Origin of the sequence: Pseudomonas sp. CCI3.1, assembly GCF_034313985.1 — a bacterium.
Taxonomy (GTDB): domain Bacteria; phylum Pseudomonadota; class Gammaproteobacteria; order Pseudomonadales; family Pseudomonadaceae; genus Aquipseudomonas; species Aquipseudomonas psychrophila.
Map to the genome: position 1 here is coordinate 3,604,168 of NZ_JAVIWO010000001.1, position 15,809 is coordinate 3,619,976.

Sequence of the window (15,809 nt, forward strand, 5' to 3'; positions counted from 1 at the left end):
ACAGGTGACATAGCGCTTAGCGGATTACCACTTGTAGTTGACGCTGGCCATGACGTTGCGGCGGTCGCCGTAGTAGCAGTAGAAGCCATCGCAGGTCGACAGGTATTCCTTGTCGAAGACGTTGTTGGCGTTAACTGAAACCGTCGCACCTTTAAGCGATTTGTTCATTTTTCCCAGATCATAATGCACGGCAGCGTCATAGACGGTGTAGGCGTCGGTGTGGCCATAAGAGGCATCGGGCACATAGGCCATGCTGCCAATCGCAATGTTGTCGGTTTCGCCAATGTAGCGAGCGCCAAAGCCCACACCGAAACCTTCCAGTGTGCCTTGGTGCCACGTGTAGTCAGCCCAGATCGAGGCTTGATGCTCAGGCGTCAGTGGCAATGGACGGTTCTTGTCCAGCGGGTCGGACACCTTGGTCATTTTGGTGTTGGCGTAGGTGTAGGCGGCTGTCAGCTTCAGGTTGTCGTTGACGTTGCCCACCGCCTCCAGTTCCAGCCCGCGTACGTTGGCTTCGCCCAGTGGCCGGCTCACACCCAGGGTATCGCTGAGCACAATATTTTTGCGGGTCAGGTCGTATACGGCGGCGGTGAACAGCATGTCGCTGCCCGGCGGCTGGTATTTGAGACCCAGTTCATATTGCTTGCCGGTGCCGGGTTTGAATGCCTTGCCGCCAAACCCTCCTGGCTCGGCCTGGAACGATTCGGCATAGGAAACGTAAGGCGTAAAGCCGGAGTCGAACACATAACTCAGAGCCGCATTGCCGGTGAAGGCGCTGTCGTCACGCTTGTCGCGGGCATTGTTCTCGTTATGGAACGTGGTGTCAGTGTGCAGCCAGTCCTGACGACCGCCCAGGGTCAAGCGCCAGTTATCCAGCGCCATCTGGTCTTGCAGGTAAACACCTGTATCGCGGGTTTTCTGGTTGTAGTCGTTATAGGCCGTGTATTTGACGTTGCTGAAATCTTGCCCATAAATCGGGTTGATAATGTTGCTGGCTGGGGCTGAGCCATAGTCCCATTTGTAATTGGTATTGATGCGCTGATGGTCAAGACCAATCAAGAGGGTGTGTTTGATTACGCCGGTGTCGAAGTCGGCCTGGAAGTTGTTGTCGACAGCAAACTGGCTAATGTCTTCATCGACCACGTTCGCCCCGCGCTGCAGGGTTCCATCGTCTGCAACCGAGCCGTAATAGCCCCCGGCGGTAATGCCCTGGAATGCCAGGTCGCTTTTTGTGTAGCGCAGGTTTTGGTGGAACTGCCACACATCGTTGAGACGGTGTTCAAACGCATAGCCCAGTGCGTAGTAGGTCTTGTCGTAGAACTCCCATTTAGGGTCACCCAGGTTCTTGTGATATTTCACTTCGCCCGCAGGTGAGGACACTTTGGTGCCTTGCAGCGGCAAGAACTGGCTGGTGATGGCGGTATCGTCGCGATTGAACTGGCTGAGGAAGGTCAGTTTGGTGTCTTCGTCGATATTCCAGGTCAGGCTTGGGGCAATGTTGTAGCGTTTGTCTTCGTTGTGTTCGATGGCGGTGTTGCTGTCGCGAACTACGCCGCTGACGCGATATAAAAAGCGTCCTTCATCATCGATAGGGCCAGTGCTGTCGAAGCTGATTTGCTTGCGCTGGTAGCTGCCGACTTGAAGCTGTACTTCATGACTTGCGTTGTTTTCAGGGCGACGGCTGACCATGTCCAGCAAGCCGCCCGCCGGAGTTTGTCCATAGACCGATGAGGCAGGCCCGCGGAGCAGGGCCACGCGCTCCAAGTCCCAGGTTTCCAGTTTTGGCATGGCGTAGGTGCCTTTGGGCAACGCCAGGCCATCGAGAAACTGGGTCGGTTCAAAACCTCGCACTTTCAACCACTCTGCACGGCTGTCGCTGCCATAACTGCTGGCGGTGACACCGGGCATATAGCGCACGGCATCATCCAGATTCTGTACTGCCCGGTCCTGCATCTGGTCGCGAGTGGCGACGGAGATGGAACGAGGAGCTTCAACCAGTGATGTATCGGTCTTGGTGCCAGAGGCTGTGCGCTGAGCGAGGTAGCCATCCACCGGTCCCCAGGCACTTTCGTAATTGTCCTGGCCGGAGATGGTCGTTGCTTCAAGCGCCAATGCGCCCTGGGGCATTTCGATCAGAGTGAAGCTCCCTGCGTTGCCGGGCACCAACTGCAACCCGCTCCCCTGCAGCGCCTCACGCAATGCCGTGGTTGCCTCGAACGTACCTTTTACCGGGGCTGAGGTTTTACCGGCCAGCAAGGACGAGTCGATGGCCAGGGTGATGCCGGCCTGGCTGGCGATCTGGTTCAGGGTGGACGCCAAAGGGCCGGCGGGCAGGTTGTAGCTGCGCGCAGACGATGTCTGCTCGCCAGCAACCAGCGCGGTGCTGGTCAACGGGGCGCAGAGAGCGATGGCTACGGCTAACAGGCTGGGGCGCAAAAACGTGTCGAGGGAGCGGGACATTCGGCGGGTTCCTGAATGGAAATGTTTCTTAATGCCTATCTGCCGGATGAGAGTTGAAAAGTGATAGGGCTGATTGAAAATAATTTAGATTCAGTTCGCCGACGGCTTGGCACTGACGGTGACCCACCATGGGGTGCGTTGTTCGATGTGTACCGGCAAGGTCGGCAGCAGGGCATTGAGCGACAACTCGATGTTGTTCAGCGGGAAGCTGCCGGTGATGCGCAGGTCAGCGACTTCGGGCTCTACGCCCAGATGGCCGCGATGGTAGCGGTTGAGCTCGCTGATCATGTCGGCCAGGCGCACGTTGTCGAGTACCAGCATTCCCCGTGTCCAGGCATCTGCCCCGGGGCTGAGGGCGAGCATTTGGCCTAGACGATCGCGGTGCATCAGCACCTGCTGGCCTTCGCTGTAGAGGGTGCGCTCGGCGCTGTTCTCAGGGTGCGCCTCGACCCGCGATTGCAGCACGCTCAGGCGCGTGCCCTGGTCTTCGCGCTTGACCATGAACCGTGTGCCCAGTGCGCGCAGGCTGCCATCGCGGGTTTGCACGATAAACGGTCGAGGATCGCCATGGCCGGTCTCAACCATGATCTCGCCTTCTTGCAGGATGATGCGCCGCGTCGTGTCATCAAACTGCACATCGATTGCGCTGTGGGTGTTGAGGTTGAGCAGCGTGCCGTCGGCCAGCCGTAACTGGCGCTGTTCGCCGGTGGCGGTGCGCTGATCGGCCATCCAGTAATCAATGGGCAGGTAGTTTTTACCGGCGAACAAGGCCACTCCACAGACCAGCGCAATACTGGCCAGGCCACTGCCTATTTTGCGCACCCGCTCCTGTACGCCATTGCGGGCATTAAGCAAGGCGTTGCGCGCAGGGATGCTGGTATTGCTGAAGCGCTGATCGAGCATGCCCAGTTGTAGCCAGGCCCGGGCGTGTTCTTCGCTGGCGCTGTACCACTTGGCAAATTCAGCCTGTTCCACGGCACTGCCGCTGCCGCAATCCAGGCACAGTTGCCAGGCGATGGCGGCATCCAGCACGTGGGATGAGACCGGTTTGGCGTTGGCCTGGCTCATACCGGTTCGCCATAGAGGGCGATGTAGCACTGGCGGATACCTTGGGCCAGATACTGGCGTACACGGGGCACAGACACGCCTAGGCGTTCGGCGATTTCTGCGTGGGTCAGGCCATCGAGACGGCTGTGCAGGAAGGCTGCACGGGACTTGCTCGACAGCTTGCCCAGCAGACGGTCAATGGCCTTCAAGTCTTCAAGGATCAGTTGCTGGACTTCGGGCGAGGGTTGCTCGGCCTCGGGGATCAGCATCAGCTCGTTGAGGTAGGCCTGCTCCAGCGCGGCGCGGCGAAAATAGTCGAACAGCAGGCCCTTGGCGATGGCGGCCAGGAATGCCCGAGGCTCACGGGGAGCTTGCAGTTCAGGGCGGCCCAGCAGGCGCACAAAAGTGTCCTGGCTGAGGTCTTCGGCCCGCTGCGGGCAGGCCACGTTGCGCCGCAACCACGCCAGCAGCCAGCCGCGATGGTCGCGGTAAAGCGCTCCAACCAGCTCACTGTGTGGGTTTTGGACTGACGACAAAGACATCACCGACGGCAAGTTTTAACTAACGATAATTATTCGCGATTGTGTCAGAGGGAATGGTCCTACGCAATTGACGCTCATCGGATGGCAGGCAGGGAGCGGTAAAAACCATTTTTTGTAGGAGCGGGCTTGCTCGCGATGAAATCGCTGCGGTGTGTCTGATGGACCGGGTTGTTTGAATCGCGAGCAAGCCCGCTCCCACAGATTAAAAACTGTGCACCTGCTTGCGCCGCTGCCACTGGTTGAGCCGCTGTTGCAGGGCTTGGGGGGTATCGATGCCCTGAGTGCGGGCACGGCTGAAGAGGATCAACGCCAGTTCAGCGGTAGCCAGGGCGTCGGCGCTGGCGTTGTGGCGGTCTTCGACCTGGAGGTTGAAGTGGTTGATCCACTGGTCCAGCCCGGCTTCGCGCTGATTGACCTGCGGGCACAGCATTGGCGCCATGCCCGCCACATCCAGGAACGGGTGTTGCAAACGGTAGCCCAGGCTGTCCTTGAGGGCGCGTGTGAGCATGTGCTGGTCAAAGGGTGCATGGAATGCCAGCACCGGGCTGTCGCCCACAAAAGCCATGAAGTCGAGCAGGGCATCCGCCGGGTCGCTGCCTGCGGCAATGGCCGCTGGCCCCAGTTCATGCAACAACATGCTGGGGCTCAGAGGGTTGTCGGGGCGCAGCAGGGTGCGTTCAAACGCCTGGCTAAAATCAATGGCGCCGTCCTCAATGACCACTGCACCGATCGACAGCACCTGGTCGCGATTAAGGTTCAGGCCGCTGGTTTCAAGATCAACCACCACCCAGCGTTGCGTGCGCATTGGCGTGTCGCCCAATTCGGTTGCGGGCGGCAGTCGCATCAGGCGCTCATGCTGCTCAAGGCTGAGCACCGGTTTTTTACGTGGCAACAACCAAGACAACAGGCTCATAGCTGATACCTCAGGGCCAGGCTGCTTTGCAGGCGCTGAGCCTGACGCAGGGCTTCACGCAGTATTCGGCGGTCCAGCTGGTTGAGGCTGTCAGGGTCGACCCGGTTGGAGTACGGGCGGTTTTCCCGGGTTTGCAGCTGGTGCTGTTGCATGCGGGTTTGCTGGATAAAGTGGTAGGCCTCTTCATACGCAGCCCCGTCCAGCGGTTCGATCACTTCCAGGGCGACCAGTTGGCGCAGACGTTCAAGGGTGTTGTTGGCTGAGACTCCGTTGGCCAGCGCCAGCAGGCGGGCACCATCCACGAAGGGCGTGAGGCCCTGGACCTTAAGATCGAGGGTGGCCTTGTCGCCACCTTTGCGCTCCAGCACGAACTCGCGAAAGCGCCCTACGGGCGGGCGATGACGCAGTGCATTGTCGGCCATCATGCGCTGGAACAGACGGTTGTCGGCGACTTGCCCGAGGATGCCGCGGCGCAGTTGCTCGCAGCCCTGTTCATCACCCCAGACCACCCGCAGGTCGAAATAAATGGTGGAGGCCAGCAGGTTTTCAGGCGTGGCTTCGCGGATAAAGGCTGCAAAACGGCGGGCCCACTCGGTGCGTGACAGGCACAGGTCGGGGTTGCCGGCCATAATGTTGCCCTTGCACAGGGTGAAGCCGCAGGCCGCCAGGTAGTGGTTGATCTGCTGGGCGATGGGCAGCAGGCGCTCGCGAATTTCGGCGGCCTGGGCGCCATCCTGGGCCTCGAACAGAATGCCGTTGTCCTGGTCGGTGTGCAGGGTTTGCTCGCGTCGGCCTTCACTGCCAAAACACAGCCAGGTAAACGGCACGCCAGGGTCGCCCTTCTCGGCCAGCACCAGCTCGATCACCCGGCACACGGTATGGTCATTGAGCTGGGTGATGAGGTGAGTGATCTGTGTGGAAGACGCGCCGTGCGCCAGCATGCGCTCCACCAGTTGGCCGATTTCGCCCCGCAGGTTGATCAGGGTGTCCAGCCGTGGGGCATGACGGATGGTGCGCGCCAAATGGACCAGATCGACCCGTTGCAGGGAGAACAGGTCGCGTTCTGACACGACGCCGCACAGGCGCTGGTCCTTGACCAGGCACACGTGGGCAATGTGCCGCTCGGTCATGGCAACCGCCGCGTCGAAGGCACTGTGATCCGGGCTCAGGTAGAACGGGTCGGGGGTCATGTGCAAATCGATGGCTTGCGCAAAATCTTCAATGCCATTGGCTACCACCTGACGCAGGTCGCGCAGGGTGAAAATCCCCAGCGGCGACTTGTGTTCGTCGACGATGACAATGCTGCCCACTTGCTGTTCGTGCATCAGGCGTACGGCTTCGCGCAGTGCGACGGTTGGCGCGCACGTTACGGGGTGGCGCATGGCCAATTCACCCAGGCGGGTGTTGAGCGAGTATTGAGTGCCCAGGGTTTCGGCGGCTTTTTGCTGAACCTGCTGATTGACCTTGTCGAGCAGGCTGCTGACGCCACGCAGGGCAAAGTCGCGGAACTCGTCGGACAGGCCAAACAGTTTGATAAATGCGAGTTTGTTCAGTTGCAGGCAAAACGTGTCTTCGGCGGCGCGGTGTTCGGTGCGGGTGGCGCGCTCGCCCAGCAAGGCGGCAAGCGGGAAGCACTCGCCAGCGGTGATCTCGAAGGTGGTCTGGGCTTCTTCGCGGCCCACGTGGGTGCGTTCGCCCACCACACGGCCCTGTTTGACGATATAGAAGTGTTCCACCGGGCCGTCGGTCGGTCGGATGATGCTTTCGCCCGGGGCATAGAAGCGCAGTTGGCACTGCTCGACCAGATACGCCAGGTGAGTGTTTTCCATTTGATTGAAGGGCGGGAATCGCTGCAAAAACTGCATGGTGCCGTGAATGTTCTGTAACACCGCGGTTTTTCCTGCCTGGAGAAACGCATCCGATTTACTCATTACTGATACCGCATTGTTGGTTGTTAGTCGTTGTTGTTATGACCGGACAGGGCAGCGCCCCATGGCGTATTTCTATCCCTCATGCTCGGCGGTCTGCACGCGGGTGCCCATTGGACGTAAGTCTATGGGGGCTAATTTCTGTCGCTGACTTTGAAAAGTCTTACAGGTTTTTTGTTCATTATTTGTGCGGGAGGCTTGGAAATACCTATGGCTGAGTGCACATTGGCGAACGGTCAGGGATAACCGACTACGCTGTTAGGATATTTCGCCTACAGGTTGGCTTTAGAGAAGCGTATGACTGAGCACGACATTTTGACTGACGCCGAACGCGAGGCCTTGAAAGAGGTCATGTCGTCACCTGTTTCGGCTTCATCATGTGTGTTGATTGTCGAGGACGATCCAGTGGCGCGTGAGTTGTTGGCGGAGCTTCTGGAACTCAATGCAATCGAATGCCTCACGGCCAGCAACGAAGAGCAGGCGCTGGCGCTATTGGCATCGAAACCGATCAACCTGATGATCACCGACTTGCGGATGCTGCCCCACGATGGCTTGCACCTGATCCGCAAAGTGCGCGAGTCAGATCAGGCTACCTTGCCGATCATCATCATGTCGGGTGATGCGAGTGTGCGTGATGCCATCGATGCCATGCATTTGCATGTGGTCGATTTTCTGCTCAAGCCGATCGATACCGCCAAGCTGCTCAAGCTGATCCGTCAGGAGTTGGGGATGTAAAATTTGTCTGCAACTCTGTGGGAGCGAGCCTGCTCGCGAACAATTTTCGCGAGCAGGTTCGCTCCCACAGATAGCAAAAAGCCCCGAAATTCGGGGCTTTTTGCTATCTACGATGTTTACAGGCCGTTTTTGGCCTTGAACTCGCGACGACGACGGTGCAGCACGGGCTCGGTGTAGCCGTTTGGCTGCTGGGTGCCTTCGATCACCAGTTCGACTGCCGCCTGGAAGGCGATGTTGCTGTCGAAGTTCGGCGCCAGCGGACGATACAGCGCGTCGTTGGCGTTTTGGCGATCGACCACAGGCGCCATGCGCTTGAGGCTTTCCAGGACCTGGCTTTCGCTGACGATGCCGTGACGCAGCCAGTTGGCGATGTGCTGGCTCGAAATACGCAGCGTGGCACGATCTTCCATCAGGCCGATGTCGTTAATATCCGGCACCTTCGAACAACCCACGCCCTGGTCGATCCAGCGCACTACGTAGCCCAGAATGCCCTGGGAGTTGTTGTCCAGTTCGTTCTGGATTTGCTCCGGTGTCCACTGCGGATTGACTGCCAGCGGGATGGTCAGGATGTCGTCAACCGATGCCGGGGCGCGCTTGGCCAGTTCGGCCTGACGGGCGAACACGTCAACCTTGTGGTAATGCAGCGCGTGCAAGGCCGCGGCGGTCGGCGATGGCACCCAGGCGGTGTTGGCGCCGGCCAGCGGGTGAGCGATTTTCTGCTCCAGCATCGCGGCCATCAGGTCGGGCATGGCCCACATGCCTTTGCCAATTTGCGCACGGCCTTGCAGGCCAGTGCTCAAGCCGACATCGACGTTGTTGTTTTCGTAGGCCGAAATCCACTTCTCGGCTTTCATGTCGGCCTTGCGCACCATCGGCCCGGCTTCCATCGAGGTGTGAATCTCATCGCCCGTACGGTCGAGGAAGCCGGTGTTGATGAACACCACGCGCTCGCTGGCAGCCTTGATGCACGCCTTGAGGTTGATCGTGGTGCGCCGCTCTTCGTCCATGATCCCGACTTTGAGCGTGTTGCGTGGCAACTTGAGCACGTCTTCGATACGGCCGAACAGCTCGTTGGTGAACGCGGCTTCTTCAGCGCCGTGCATCTTCGGTTTGACGATGTAGACCGAACCGGTGCGGCTGTTGCTGCGCGTGGCCTTGCCGTTGAGGCTGTGGATCGCGGCCAGGCTGGTCAGCAGGCCGTCGAGGATGCCTTCGGGTACTTCGTTGCCGTCCTTGTCGAGGATCGCATCGATGGTCATCAGGTGGCCTACGTTGCGCACGAACAGCAGCGAGCGGCCGTGCAGGCTGACGGTGCCACCGTTTGGCGCGGTGTACTCGCGATCCGGGTTCATGGTGCGGGTGAAGGTTTCGCCGCCCTTGGACACCTGTTCGCTGAGGTCGCCTTTCATCAGGCCCAGCCAGTTGCGGTAGATCACTACCTTGTCATCGGCATCGACGGCGGCAACGGAGTCTTCGCAGTCCATGATGGTGGTCAGGGCCGCTTCCATCAGCACGTCTTTGACGCCTGCGGCATCGGTCTGGCCAACAGGGCTTGCAGCGTCAATCTGGATTTCGAAGTGCAGGCCGTTGTGCTTGAGCAGCACAGCGGTCGGAGCCTCGGCTGAGCCGTGGTAGCCGATCAGTTGCGCGGTGTCGCGCAGGCCGGTGCTGGCGCCGTCCTTGAGGGTGACCTGCAAGGCGCCGCCAACGATGGCGTAGCCGGTGGAGTCAACATGAGTGCCGCTGGCCAGAGGCGCGGCTTCGTCGAGAAAAGCGCGGGCGAAGGCAATCACCTTGTCGCCACGGACCTTGTTGTAGCCCTTGCCCTTGGTGGCGCCATCGGCTTCGCTGATGGCATCGGTGCCGTACAGCGCGTCGTAGAGCGAGCCCCAGCGGGCGTTCGAAGCGTTGAGGGCAAAGCGCGCATTCATGACTGGCACCACCAGTTGTGGGCCTGCCATGCGAGCGATTTCGTCATCGACGTTTTGCGTCGTTGCCTGGAAATCTGCGGCTTCTGGCTGCAGATACCCAATATCCTGGAGGAAGGCTTTATAAGCCACGGCGTCATGGGCCTTGCCGGCCTGAGCCTGGTGCCAGGCGTCGATCCGTGCCTGCAAATCATCGCGTTTGGCGAGCAGTGCTTTGTTCTTGGGTGCCAGGTCATTGATGACCTTGTCGGCACCGTCCCAGAACTGGTCGGCGGTGAGGCCGGTACCGGGGATAGCTTCGTTGTTTACGAAGTCGAACAGGACTTTGGCGACCTGCAGGCCACCGACGTGAACGTGTTCAGTCATTGCTTGCCTCACTCATTTTTATTTAAAGCCTGGAGCGCTTCTTAAAACACCGCGTGGCTCATGCTGGCGGGGTTGGACGGGGTATAGCAGACACCTTGGCGGACCTTGTTGCAAGTTATGTAGTGGTCGCCGAGGCATACTACATGATCAATTGCAGATGTGAAAATCAGACTAATCACGTCGTTCTGCGACCATTTTTACGCTATCGGTCACGCAGAAGAACAGGATGTTCTCAAGAAACAGGCAGGTTGTTCCAGATAATTCTAAAAACAGTACACAATTTGTGATTTTGAATCCCTTTTGCGGGAGTGCCTATACTCACTCGACCCCCCTAATAAGAGAGACCCCCGCCATGAACCATCTTGTGATAACGGTCTTTGCCCAGGACAAGGCCGGGCAGGTCGAGCGCATTGCTCAATGCATCGCCGAGCATGGCGGTAACTGGCTGGAGAGTCGAATGTCGCGCATGGCCGGGCAATTCGCCGGGATCCTGCGCGTAGGCGTGCCCGCCGAAGCGCACGATGAACTGGTCGATGCGTTGCAGCATTTGGGCAAGGAAGGGATTCGGGTGTTGATTGCCGAAAGCGGCATTGAGCAGTCCTGCACCTGGAAGCCCATCGCCATGGAGCTGGTAGGCAACGACCGCCCCGGCATTGTGCGTGACATCACCCGGGTGCTGACGGAGCAGGGTGTGAGCCTGGAGCGGCTGGTGACCGATGTGCGGCCCGCGCCGATGAGCAACGAGCCGCTGTTTCATGCCGAGGCTATTTTGGCGGTGCCTCTGACCTTGTCCCTGGATGTGCTGCAAAAACGCCTGGAAACCCTGGCGGATGAACTGCTGGTGGACCTGAAGTTCAGCACCGAAGAGTAGGCCCGCAGGTTCAGCTGCGCTGACGCATGCTGAACCAGGCATCGAGGCTGTACACCACCAGGCCGGCCCAGATAAATGCAAAGGCGAGCAAGGTACTTTCGGATAAATGTTCGCCGTAAACCGTGACCGCCAAAATCAATACCAGCGTCGGCGCGATGTACTGCATGAAGCCCAGGGTTGTGTAGGGCAAATGCCGAGCGGCGGCGTTGAAACACACCAGGGGTATCAGCGTGGCCGGACCGGCGGCTACCAGCAACCAGGCCTGCGAGGTGCTCCAGAAATCGGCATGGGCGCTGTTGGCCTCAGGGTGCAGCAGCAACCAGACGATGGCCACCGGGACCAGAATCCACGTTTCGACCACAAGCCCCGGCAATGCCTTGACTGGTGCCTGTTTGCGGATCAACCCGTAAAAACCGAAACTCAGCGCCAGCGCCAGTGACACCCAGGGCAGGCTGCCCACTTGCCATACCTGTTGCGCCACACCGATCACGGCCAGGCCTACTGCAACCCACTGCAGACGGCGCAGGCGCTCGCCCAGCAGCAACATGCCGAGCAGCACGTTGACCAGCGGATTGATGTAGTACCCCAGGCTGGCTTCGAGCATGCGGTCGTTGTTTACCGCCCACACATAGGTCAGCCAGTTGGCGGCAATCAGCAGGCCGCTAATGGTCAGCACGCCAATGCGTTTGGGGTTGTCGCGCAGTTCTTGCCACCAGCCGGGGTGTTTCCACACCAGGAGCAACAGCGAGCCGAACAACGCGGACCAGAGCACCCGGTTCACGATGATCTCGGCCGCCGGGACGCTGGCCAGCAGTTTGAAGTAGAGCGGGAAGATGCCCCAGATGACATAGGCGGTGAGGCCTAAAATATACCCGCGGCGCGGGTTGGCGGCTTGCATGCAGAATCCTTGCTTAGGCAACTAACAGACACAGAAGAAGCTGTGAGTGTAAGCAGGTTTTGCAGGCGTGTCCTGTGTGAGGTTGGACGTTTTCTGTAGTCGCTGCCGAAGGCTGCGAGGGGTGGCCGGCGCTCCCGGGAAAACGGGTTGCTTTGCAACCCTTCGCAGCCTTCGGCAGCGACTACAGTGTTCATCCGGCTTTCTTAAAACAGCTTCAGCGGCTCTTCATTCAATGCCGACAATTGCTCGCGTAATGCCAGGATCTGGTCGCCCCAATAACGCTCGCTGCCAAACCACGGGAAGCTGTGGGGGAAGGCCGGATCGTCCCAGCGTCGAGCAAGCCAGGCGCTGTAGTGCATCAGGCGCAAAGCGCGCAGCGGTTCGATCAGCGCCAGCTCACGGGGGTTGAAGTCATGGAACTCGCTGTAGCCGTCCATCAACTCTGACAGCTGGCCCAGGCATTCCTGGCGATCACCGGCCAGCATCATCCACAAGTCCTGCACCGCAGGGCCCATGCGGCAATCGTCGAGGTCGACGATATGGAACACTTCGTCGCGGCACATCATGTTGCCGGGGTGGCAATCGCCGTGCATGCGGATGTTGGTGTGCGGGGTAGCGGCGTAGACGTCTTCGACCCGCTTGAGCAGGTCGCGGGCGACCGACTCGTAGGCCGGGAGCAGGCTGCGCGGAATGAAGTTGCCTTCAAGCAGGGTGGCCAGCGAGTCATGACCGAAGTTCTTCACGCCCAGTGCTTCGCGGTGTTCGAACGGCTTGGTCGCGCCCACGGCATGCAGGCGGCCGAGCAGTTGCCCGAGGCGATACAACTGATCGAGGTTACCCGGCTCAGGCGCGCGGCCCCCGCGGCGTGGAAACAGGGTGAAGCGAAAGCCTGCGTGTTCGAACAGGCTTTCACCGTTGTGAATCATGGGTGCGACCACCGGGACATCAAGCTCGGCCAGTTCGAAGGTGAAGCGGTGTTCTTCGAGGATGGCTTCGTTGGTCCAGCGTTGCGGTCGATAGAATTTGGCGATCAGCGGTTCCGAGTCTTCGATACCCACCTGGTACACGCGATTCTCGTAGCTGTTGAGTGCGAGCACACGGGCATCGCTAAGGAAACCGATGCTCTCGACGGCGTCGAGCACCAGATCAGGGGTAAGTGTTGCAAACGGATGAGACATGCTGACTCCTGCGCGCAGCAGGCTGCCGCGTCCGGCCATGCATGTTAACGCAGACCGGGAGGCTGAGGGCGATTGAATAGGCTCTGGCGGCTCATGTGGGAGCGAGCCTGCTCGCGATGCAGGCGACGCGGTGTTTCTGGATAACCGCAGTGATGCAATCGCGAGCAGGCTCGCTCCCACAAGATTTTATGTTATGCGCCGACTATGCCGCCGTCTTCCCGGCTGATGGCCATGACCGATGAGCGCGGTTTGCCGTTGGGCAGGTGCTCGGGGAAGGTGGAACCGCCATTTTCACCCGGGTGCTGAATCCCCACGAACAGGGTTTTGTGGTCGGGCGAGAAGCTGATGCCGGTCACTTCACAGCCAACAGGGCCGACCATAAAGCGACGAATTTCACCGCTGACGGGGTCGGCGCACAGCATCTGGTTGTTGCCCATGCCAGCAAAGTCGCCGGTATTGCTGGCATCGCCGTCGGTCAGAATCCACAGGCGCCCTGCGTCATCGAATCCAAGGCCGTCGGGGCTGTTGAACATGTTTTGCGGGTTGATATTGGCCGAGCCACCCTTGGGCTCTTTGCCGTGAACCGCCGGGTTGCCGGCCACCACAAACAGGTCCCAGTCGAAGGTGTCGGCGCCATGATCACCGTTGCGGGCCTTCCAGCGCAGAATTTGCCCGTAGACGTTTTTCTCGCGAGGGTTTGGGCCGCCGACCGGTTGCCCCTCTTCGCCGCGCTTGGCGTTGTTGGTCAAGGTGCAATAGACCTGGCCGTCCGTGGGGCTGACCACGATCCATTCCGGGCGGTCCATGCGACTGGCGCCGACGGTGCTGGCGGCCATTCGTGCCTGGATCAGCACTTGGGCCTGGTTGGCAAACCCGTTACTGGCATCCACACCGTTTTTGCCATGGGTCAGTTCAATCCACTGGCCGTGACCCTTGGGGCGATCAGGGTTGTTGTCGCCACCGTCAAAGCGCGCCACATAGAGCGTGCCGTGGTCCAGCAGGTCGCGATTGGCCTTGGGGTTCTGGTGGTTGATCTTGTCGCGGCTGATGAATTTGTAGATGAATTCGCCGCGCTCATCGTCGCCCATGTACACCACGGCGCGGCCGTCGCCGGTTTCGGCCAGGGCGGCGTTTTCGTGTTTGAAACGGCCCAGTGCGGTGCGTTTGACCGGTGTTGAAAGCGGGTCGAACGGGTCGATTTCAACGACCCAGCCGTGGCGATTCAGTTCGTTGGGGTTGAGCGCCATATCGAAACGAGGATCGTGCGGGTGCCAGTTGATGTCTTTGCTGGCCGCAACCACGCCATAGCGCTTTTGCGCGGCATCGAAGGTTTGCTTCGGGTCAGAGCTGCCGAAACAGTCGGTGAAGTTTTCTTCGCAGGTCAGGTAGGTGCCCCATGGGGTTTTGCCATTGGCGCAGTTCTGGAAGGTCCCCAGTGCACGGGTGCCAGTAGCGTCGGCCCGGGTGCGCAGCAGCTCATGACCGGCAGCGGGGCCGCTCAGGCGAATGGGCGTGTTGGCGTGGATGCGTCGGTTGAAGGGGGAACCCTGGACAAACTGCCAGCCGTCGCCCTTGCGCTGGATCTCGATCACCGACACGCCTTCAGTGGCCTGGGCCTTGTGCACTTCTTCTGCCGATGCGGGCGAGCCGCCATGGGGGAAGAGGTAGCGATAGTTGGTGTATTCGTTGTTGATCGCCATCAGGGCGCGGTTCGGGTCATCCGCGAAGGCGAACAGGCTCATGCCATCGTTGTTGTCGCCAAATTGTACTTCCTGGGCGCTGGCAGTGCCGTTGCCGGAAGGGTCAAACGCCGGGCCGTCGGCTTGCAGCGGCTGGCCCCAACTGATGAGTACCGAAGAGCGGTAGCCGGGTGGCAGGCTGATGGTGTCAGTGGTGGCCGCATTGATGCTGTCGAACCCCATCAGTTGGCTGTTGGCGGCGCTGACACCCGCTGCCAGGGCACTGCGGCTGAGCAGGCCGCCACCCAAAAACATGGCCGCGCCACACAGGGCGCCTGCACTGATAAAGCCGCGTCGACTCAGGCCAATGATCTGCTCAAGGTCGGTGGATTGGTTTTCTTCTAATAGGCTCATGGCTGGCTTGGCTCTGGACGGTTTTGGCAGACACCATAAGCAGCGGGTATGACAGGGATGTTTCAAGTCGAGGGGGAGAGGGGTGTTACAGCGCGGTACCCAGCAACACCAGTGACGGCGCAAATTGCACGTGGGCCTCGCTGCCTTCTGTCAGGCCTAGTGTTTCGAGGTGTTGTGGTTCGGTCAGGGCGCACAGGGTCTGGCCGCTGGGCAGGGTGATACGGACTTCGCTGGGGCCGTTGTCGGTGTGCAGGATCTGCTCGATCTGGCCGTGCAGGTCATTGTGCTCGGGGCTGGGGGGGTGTGTGGCGCCAAGCAGTTGCAGCCAGCCCGCTTTGATCAATGCCACGGCCTGGCTGCCGATCACCAGTTCCAGGCGCTGGGTGCTGTCGCGTGTGATTTGCGCGCGAAGGGTCAGGCCGCCGGGCAGTTCCAGCTGGATCAGATCGTTATGGCCGTGGCTGAGAATGGCAATGACGGTGCCATGCAATTGGTTGCGGGCGCTGGTGCGCAGCATCAGGCGGCCCAGCAGGTCGAGGTCCTGAATGTCTTCGGCGGCGTCCAGCACCTGATTTTGCATCGCCTGCAAACGCTGATAAAGCCGCAACACCCGCTCACCGGCTACGGACAGTCGAGCACCGCCTCCGCCTTTGCCACCGATATTGCGCTCAACCAACGGGGTTTGCGCCAGGTTGTTCAGCTCATCGATGGCATCCCACGCGGCTTTGTAACTGATACCCGCGCTTTTAGCGGCGGCCGTGATCGAGCCCTGTTCAACAATGTGCTGCAGCAGCGCAATGCGTTGCGGGCGACGGACCATGTGTTGAGCGAGCAGGGTGGGCAGGTGCAT

General features: G+C 60.0%; 12 protein-coding genes. 2 read left to right on the forward strand and 10 right to left on the reverse strand.

Annotated features, from left to right (window positions below):
- Nucleotides 1-24 precede the first annotated feature (24 nt).
- From RGV06_RS16475 to RGV06_RS16495, 5 genes are all read right to left on the reverse strand, one after another.
- A complete protein-coding gene (locus RGV06_RS16475) occupies nt 25-2,460 on the reverse strand; it encodes a TonB-dependent siderophore receptor (protein ID WP_046809227.1) in 2,436 nt (811 codons plus the stop codon).
- A gap of 90 nt (nt 2,461-2,550) precedes the next feature.
- Entirely contained in the window at nt 2,551-3,528 is a 978-nt protein-coding gene (locus RGV06_RS16480) for a FecR family protein (RefSeq protein ID WP_019822994.1), read from the reverse strand.
- Nucleotides 3,525-4,049, reverse strand: a complete 525-nt coding sequence (locus tag RGV06_RS16485) for an RNA polymerase sigma factor (RefSeq protein ID WP_019822997.1) — start codon at nt 4,047-4,049, stop codon at nt 3,525-3,527. The genes RGV06_RS16480 and RGV06_RS16485 overlap by 4 nt, the downstream gene beginning before the upstream one ends.
- Nucleotides 4,050-4,251: 202 nt before the next feature.
- The gene (locus tag RGV06_RS16490; RefSeq protein ID WP_019822999.1) at nt 4,252-4,962 is read right to left on the reverse strand and encodes a PolC-type DNA polymerase III; all 711 of its coding nucleotides are present in this window, start codon (nt 4,960-4,962) and stop codon (nt 4,252-4,254) included.
- Entirely contained in the window at nt 4,959-6,893 is a 1,935-nt protein-coding gene (locus tag RGV06_RS16495; RefSeq protein ID WP_322150542.1) for a putative nucleotidyltransferase substrate binding domain-containing protein, read from the reverse strand. Before RGV06_RS16495 ends, RGV06_RS16490 begins: the two co-directional genes overlap by 4 nt.
- 294 nt (nt 6,894-7,187) lie before the next feature.
- Between RGV06_RS16495 and RGV06_RS16500 the strand changes: the two genes are divergently transcribed.
- Complete coding sequence (locus RGV06_RS16500) at nt 7,188-7,625, forward strand: response regulator (protein WP_019823002.1); 438 nt, start codon at nt 7,188-7,190, stop codon at nt 7,623-7,625.
- 116 nt (nt 7,626-7,741) lie between these two features.
- Here the strand turns inward: RGV06_RS16500 and RGV06_RS16505 are convergent, their stop codons facing one another.
- Nucleotides 7,742-9,919 (reverse strand): malate synthase G, encoded by a 2,178-nt coding sequence (locus RGV06_RS16505; RefSeq protein ID WP_019823004.1) that lies wholly within the window; start codon nt 9,917-9,919, stop codon nt 7,742-7,744.
- Between the two features lie 352 nt (nt 9,920-10,271).
- Between RGV06_RS16505 and RGV06_RS16510 the strand changes: the two genes are divergently transcribed.
- Nucleotides 10,272-10,790: a glycine cleavage system protein R gene (locus RGV06_RS16510; RefSeq protein WP_019823006.1), complete on the forward strand. Its 519-nt coding sequence runs from the start codon at nt 10,272-10,274 to the stop codon at nt 10,788-10,790.
- Nucleotides 10,791-10,800: 10 nt separating this feature from the next.
- Here the strand turns inward: RGV06_RS16510 and rarD are convergent, their stop codons facing one another.
- The 4 genes from rarD to RGV06_RS16530 all read right to left on the reverse strand — a co-directional run bounded on the left by rarD (nt 10,801) and on the right by RGV06_RS16530 (nt 15,809).
- Entirely contained in the window at nt 10,801-11,688 is an 888-nt protein-coding gene (gene rarD / locus RGV06_RS16515) for an EamA family transporter RarD (protein ID WP_019823007.1), read from the reverse strand.
- Nucleotides 11,689-11,891: 203 nt separating this feature from the next.
- Nucleotides 11,892-12,866 carry a serine/threonine protein kinase gene (locus RGV06_RS16520; protein ID WP_019823009.1) on the reverse strand — a complete coding sequence of 325 codons (975 nt, stop codon included), beginning with the start codon at nt 12,864-12,866 and terminating at the stop codon, nt 11,892-11,894.
- Between the two features lie 191 nt (nt 12,867-13,057).
- Nucleotides 13,058-14,959, reverse strand: a complete 1,902-nt coding sequence (locus tag RGV06_RS16525) for a PhoX family protein (RefSeq protein ID WP_046808574.1) — start codon at nt 14,957-14,959, stop codon at nt 13,058-13,060.
- Nucleotides 14,960-15,044: 85 nt separating this feature from the next.
- Nucleotides 15,045-15,809, reverse strand: coding sequence for a TOBE domain-containing protein (locus tag RGV06_RS16530; protein ID WP_019823012.1), 765 nt, complete (start codon nt 15,807-15,809; stop codon nt 15,045-15,047).

Bases quoted from the DNA above. Each gene is read 5' to 3' on its own strand.
- RGV06_RS16505 (WP_019823004.1), bottom strand. From the start codon at position 9,919: ATGACTGAACACGTTCACGTCGGTGGCCTGCAGGTCGCCAAAGTCCTG.
- RGV06_RS16490 (WP_019822999.1), bottom strand. From the start codon at position 4,962: ATGAGCCTGTTGTCTTGGTTGTTGCCACGTAAAAAACCGGTGCTCAGC.
- RGV06_RS16525 (WP_046808574.1), bottom strand. From the start codon at position 14,959: ATGAGCCTATTAGAAGAAAACCAATCCACCGACCTTGAGCAGATCATT.
- RGV06_RS16520 (WP_019823009.1), bottom strand. From the start codon at position 12,866: ATGTCTCATCCGTTTGCAACACTTACCCCTGATCTGGTGCTCGACGCC.
- RGV06_RS16495 (WP_322150542.1), bottom strand. From the start codon at position 6,893: ATGAGTAAATCGGATGCGTTTCTCCAGGCAGGAAAAACCGCGGTGTTA.
- RGV06_RS16510 (WP_019823006.1), top strand. From the start codon at position 10,272: ATGAACCATCTTGTGATAACGGTCTTTGCCCAGGACAAGGCCGGGCAG.
- RGV06_RS16480 (WP_019822994.1), bottom strand. From the start codon at position 3,528: ATGAGCCAGGCCAACGCCAAACCGGTCTCATCCCACGTGCTGGATGCC.
- RGV06_RS16530 (WP_019823012.1), bottom strand. From the start codon at position 15,809: ATGCACCTGCCCACCCTGCTCGCTCAACACATGGTCCGTCGCCCGCAA.
- RGV06_RS16475 (WP_046809227.1), bottom strand. From the start codon at position 2,460: ATGTCCCGCTCCCTCGACACGTTTTTGCGCCCCAGCCTGTTAGCCGTA.
- RGV06_RS16485 (WP_019822997.1), bottom strand. From the start codon at position 4,049: ATGTCTTTGTCGTCAGTCCAAAACCCACACAGTGAGCTGGTTGGAGCG.
- RGV06_RS16500 (WP_019823002.1), top strand. From the start codon at position 7,188: ATGACTGAGCACGACATTTTGACTGACGCCGAACGCGAGGCCTTGAAA.
- rarD (WP_019823007.1), bottom strand. From the start codon at position 11,688: ATGCAAGCCGCCAACCCGCGCCGCGGGTATATTTTAGGCCTCACCGCC.